Source organism: uncultured Pedobacter sp. (genome assembly GCF_913776295.1).
Taxonomy (GTDB): domain Bacteria; phylum Bacteroidota; class Bacteroidia; order Sphingobacteriales; family Sphingobacteriaceae; genus Pedobacter.
The window spans coordinates 1-5,282 of record NZ_CAJYOJ010000067.1 but is presented as its reverse complement, the minus strand read 5'-3'; the positions used below and the strand labels follow the sequence as shown (position 1 = coordinate 5,282).

Genomic DNA, 5,282 nt, shown 5'->3' with positions numbered 1-5,282 from the left:
TAATAGCCTCAGAAGCGTATGATTCTGATTTAAGACTGGCAAAATCAGCTAATTTTACATTCTTCATATTACTGGCAATCATTGTACTTTGATCGGCAGTACCATTTAATTTTAATACCGCATCCTCTTTAACAATGGTATGCAAACTGCCTGCTGTAGTTTTAATTTTCGCAGTGGCACTCTGGCTCAAAAACAGCTGAAGGTTTTTTACATCAAAGTTATTGCTGGTGACCACTACCGATTGACCATAAGCTTCAATCCTTTCCAAATCTTGTACGGTAATATGAAGCGTTACCTGGCTGGTTTCCATCGAATTGATAAACAAGGTTTTTCCATCAGTGGTTACCGAAGTTTTTGCAGCATCGTAGTTGCTTGCGCCTGCTACATGTTGTTTATCACCTTGTGTTAAGATCAGTTTTACATTGCCACTTACCCAGATCCGGTTGAATGTAGATAAGGAAGAAGTTTTTGTTTCTGCTTTAACAGGCTCAGCGGCAAAAGCGGCCATGGCTGATGAAGTGAATACTGCTGCTGTTAATGCTATTGCGAAGAAGGTTTTTGTCAAGGTTTTCATATCTTTAATATTTTAAGTTCTTTGTTATTGTTTTGTTATTAAGACGCAGTTGAGCCGTAAACGTTGCAGGCTAAAAGCTGGTATTATACCATTATAGGCAACCAATAGACCAACGCCCGTAATTTCTAGACGAAACGGAAAATAATTTTGTCGGGAAATATTTAATAGCGATTAAAGTATATTTCTTTCAGGCAATTATGGCTCAAGGCTGAGCACGAATTTCTAATTACAGCGGTAAAAAGATGCACTTCATAAATGAATCAGATTTGCCGTTTAATATTTATAAAATTACCTGGGAAACAGATTTAAATGTTTTACCATGCAACATTTACAACAAAATTTGGTCATAATGATAACAGCGGCAGTTCACTCAAAAAAATCCATCCCGTATGATTATGAAGTCTCTCTTTATTTCCTTATTTTTTCTTTTTTCCCTATCTGTTTCCGGGCAACAAAACCATTATTATAAAATGCCGAATGGCAAAATCATTGATGCTGAAACTTATCAGAAGGTTAAGGACAACCTTTCTAAAAACGGAAAGGTTGAAGAACGCATTGTATCGAAAACAAACCGTAATGATTCGGTAATCATCACTCCTAAAATTACCGTACTTACCGTAAAAGATAAAAAGGGAAACTATATTGATCCTTATGGTGAACAAAAAAAACTGATTGGCACCCGCTTTCCTATCGAACGCTTTAAAAATGAAAAAGGCACAAACTACCCAAAGACCTTTTTGAGTGGTAAGCCAACTATCATTAACTTCTGGTTTACAAACTGTATACCGTGTGTAGCCGAAATTCCTCTGCTTGATTCGTTACATATACAGTCGCGAAATAAATTTAATTGTATTGCAATTACCTTTGAGGACCAAAAAACGGTTGATGCCTTTTTAAAGAAAGTCAATTTTAGCTTTACCCATATTCTGAATGCCAAAAAAGAAATAAATAACCTAAAAATTTCTGCTTTTCCTACAAATCTCATTTTGGATAAAAACGGTTATGTTGTGGATGTTTACGGCGAAATTTCCAGTTCCAGTAACCAAATATCAATTTTGCTAAACAACCTGCTATAAAATTCCGCCCCCATAAAAATGCCATCCCAGAGCATCAGGGCAGCTTTATACCAATTGAGAATATATCTACCTGGGTACAAATATAGTGTATTTAAAATTTAGAATTCATTACCAAATTGAGCTGCACAAGCAAATTAATTGAGCCGTGTACACAATCCGCTCTCTTCTCAAACGCAGATATTTGTGTTATGAAAAACATCAAAAAAATTCAGTTAGGCCAGAACGGCCCTTTAGTTTCCAGTCTGGGGCTGGGTTGTATGCGTATGTCTTCTATTTGGGGAGGACCAATACCTGATGAAGCAGAAAGTATAGCCACGATAAATGAAGCTTTGGATCTCGGCATCAATTTCCTGAACACCGGCGATTTTTATGGCGCCGGCCACAATGAAATGCTGATTGGAAAAGCAATTAGGGGAAGGCGCGATGACGCTTTTATCAGCGTAAAATTTGGAGCCATTTTTCATAATGGCCAATGGATAGGGCTTGATCTCAGACCAAATTCGATCAAAAATTTTGTTAATTACTCATTGACCCGTCTGGGCATCGAAACCATCGATCTCTATCAACCAAGCCGGATGGACAATAGTGTGCCTGTAGAAGATATTATCGGCACTGTGGCGGATCTGGTGAAAGAAGGCAAAGTTAAACACATCGGGGTATCTGAAATTACCGCAGCGCAACTTCGCAAAGCCAACGAGGTGTACCCGATCAGTGCATTAGAAATCGGATATTCACTCGCAGAAAGGCAGATAGAAAATGAGTTGCTGCCGGCCACTAAGGAATTGGGCATTGCTGTTGTGGCCTTCGCGAATACAGCAGAAGGTTTGCTAACCGGCGAAATGACCGCACCACTGCCGGATAATGATTACCGGAACCATTTCTCCCGTTTCCAAAATGGAAACCTTACAAATAATCTTGAAAAAGTTGAAGTGCTGAAACATTTAGCCATTACAAAAGGGGTTACACCAACACAGCTTGCCATTGCCTGGGTAAAAGAGCAGGGCGATCAGATCATGCCGTTGGTAAGCATGAGCAAAAGATCACGTTTGGCTGAAAATATCGACGCAATGGAAATCAGCTTCACTCCGGAAGAAATGAATACTTTAAATACTACTTTTGCAATAGGGGCCATTAAAGGTGGTACCTACTTAGAACGATAGATGGAAAGTCCCGCAGAAATCCTTCCTGGTGTAATATTTTATTCATACCTCTCTACCGAAAGGAAACAGAAGGCATGCTTTTGGAATCATCATACCCTGATACTGCAGGTTTCAGGACAATTTACACTGGAAACTTCTGCCCAAACGATATCAATGGACGCTGGTGAAATGTTGCTGATCGGAAAAAATCAGCTGGGTACGCTGACCAAAACACCTGGTGGCGGAGGCAGCTATGAAACCATTGTCATCTCGTTACAGGAAGACCTGATGCGCAAAATTGCATTGGAGGAAAAATTCGAATCTGGCGGGAAATATTCAGGCCCGCCAAACCTCCTGATCCCCTCCAATGAATTTTTGCAGGGCTATTTTCATTCCATTGTTCCATATGCCAGAAGTTCGGGGGCATCTATGACTGACGAAATGGGTATTTTAAAAGTAAAAGAGGGTGTTAAACTATTGCTGCTGGCAATGCCGGTATTACGAAGTTTTTTATTTGATTATTCAGAACCTTATAAAATAGATCTGGAAAAGTTCATGCTTAATAACTTTCAGTTTAATGTACCGATTGAAAAATTTGCTCAGCTAACAGGCCGGAGCCTGGCAGGATTTAAGCGTGATTTTCAAAAAACTTTTAACCATCCTCCACGCCAATGGTTACTTTCGAAGCGGCTTGACGCTGCCAGATTTTTGATTGAAAACAAACGTCAAAAGCCTTCGGCAATATATTTAGATTTAGGCTTCGAAAGTCTTTCGCATTTTTCACATACCTTTAAAAAGAAATTCGGATCAGCTCCAAGTGAACTTATCCAGGTAGAAACAGCTAAGCAAGCATAACATACTCGATATACTTACTTATTAGGTAAAATGAAAAATAATTAATCGTACCGCTTAAACATACATCGTTATCCGAAAATTATACCTAATGAATAGGTAAAAAAGTAAATCAAAACACGGTAGATGGGAAATGAGCCCATCATGCTTTGTCCATTTTTTTTACGAATTATCACGGGGTAGTCCAGAACAGTTCAGGATTATTGATTTTATAATTGATAAACTTAACCCCCGTTTTCTGAAATGTTGATTCTCTTTTCTGGAGGCCCTGAACAATACCATCCAATGGCAACAGCTCCACATAGGCCACTTCTTTTCCGCTGGTCCAGGTTTCGGTATCATACTGACTGATTACGGGTGTTTCCAGACGGTAAAGGTTTTTTGCCATATAGGTTTGCAGGTAATATTCTTTGGATTGAAGGGCTGTACGGTTCCAGTTTGCATCAGCATTTAATACCAGCGGCATACCTTTTACCAACCGCTCTCTTACTTCCTGTATACCGAGCAGGTTGCCTTTTTCATCCATCACATACGAATCAAAGGTGGGGTCAATCCAAATCCACTTCTTAAGATCGTTACTGTATACCATATTAATTACATGGCAATCATCAAAGTTGGTTTCTTTTGGCATGCAGGTAATGTATCTTGACTTAATGCCCATAGCAAGGTAACATTCGTTAAGTACCGTGGCCAGCATGCGGCAGTTTACTCCCCGGTTTTGCTCCCTGCACACCTTAATCAGCTCTATTGCATTTTTAAGGGTAGGGTTATCACTGTTTCCATCATGCCTGATTAAATTATGTACCCAGTGCAATAGATTGAAAACTTTAGAAAGCTCATTTCCTTTCCCTGCAACCGAATCCAACTTGAGATCCTTTCTGATGCGCACCAGATTGGGGTTATCCATAGATTGATAGGTAAATACCGGGATTTCACGCCTGTCAGAAAGATTATATTTTCCCGCTTTTTTAAGGGTATCCAGATAAGCAATTGGCCTCCTGTTGGGCGCCTTGGCATCATATTTTACCTGTGTTCTTGCGGTATCGGTTCCATTGACCAGGATGATAAAATTATATTCCCCAACCTTGGGGTCAACGTTGAAGGATATGGATTCCTGATCAGTGTAGAAAGTTACTTTTTTGGCTGAGGTAGCATAAACATCCAATTTTTCCTTCGGCATGACTGTCCAGGCGTTCTTTCTCACTGGATCGTTATCATCCTTGATATCAACACTGGTAGAAGTGGCCTTAATAACTTTGAGCTTCGTTTGGGCGAATGTAGTTGTTATTGAAAAAAGGAGTAAGAATAAAATAGCGCGTTTCATTTTTAATTCGTTTGAGGTTCAGCATTAAACCAAAAGACGCCAGTAAACAGCCATGGGTTGCATGAAAGCAAAAATAAATTAACGGTCTAAACCCAAGACTATCAACCAGATTAAAAACTGCTCATGCTTATTTACAAAACATGCAATTAGTATGTTTTTGCATAGAACAATATTGTTAAATCTCTTTGCTTTAAACAAAAAAAGCCGCCCAAAACAGGCAGCTTTATTCATCTAAATAAATAATCTTCTATTTTGCTAAAACCATAGCATTTTGCTCCGCTTTCATAATAGCCTCAGAAGCGTATGATTCTGATTTA

General features: G+C 39.1%; 5 protein-coding genes. 3 read left to right on the top strand and 2 right to left on the bottom strand.

Annotated elements, in window-relative coordinates; genetic code table 11:
• Positions 1–574: DUF2807 domain-containing protein (locus QZ738_RS15345; protein ID WP_293788618.1), on the bottom strand; the 574-nt coding region annotated here is incomplete at its 3' end.
• A gap of 395 nt (positions 575–969) precedes the next feature.
• On the opposite strand from QZ738_RS15345, the gene QZ738_RS15340 reads away from it, so the two are divergent.
• The 3 genes from QZ738_RS15340 (at position 970) to QZ738_RS15330 (ending at position 3,644) form a co-directional block, all read left to right on the top strand.
• The gene (locus tag QZ738_RS15340) at positions 970–1,650 is read left to right on the top strand and encodes a TlpA disulfide reductase family protein (protein ID WP_293788617.1); all 681 of its coding nucleotides are present in this window, start codon (positions 970–972) and stop codon (positions 1,648–1,650) included.
• 188 nt (positions 1,651–1,838) lie between these two features.
• Complete coding sequence (locus QZ738_RS15335) at positions 1,839–2,810, top strand: aldo/keto reductase (RefSeq protein ID WP_293788616.1); 972 nt, start codon at positions 1,839–1,841, stop codon at positions 2,808–2,810.
• The gene (locus QZ738_RS15330; protein ID WP_293788615.1) at positions 2,811–3,644 is read left to right on the top strand and encodes an AraC family transcriptional regulator; all 834 of its coding nucleotides are present in this window, start codon (positions 2,811–2,813) and stop codon (positions 3,642–3,644) included. It begins immediately after the preceding gene.
• A 169-nt stretch (positions 3,645–3,813) separates the two neighbouring features.
• Here the strand turns inward: QZ738_RS15330 and QZ738_RS15325 are convergent, their stop codons facing one another.
• Positions 3,814–4,965 (bottom strand): transglutaminase domain-containing protein, encoded by a 1,152-nt coding sequence (locus tag QZ738_RS15325; protein WP_293788614.1) that lies wholly within the window; start codon positions 4,963–4,965, stop codon positions 3,814–3,816.
• Positions 4,966–5,282 lie beyond the last annotated feature (317 nt).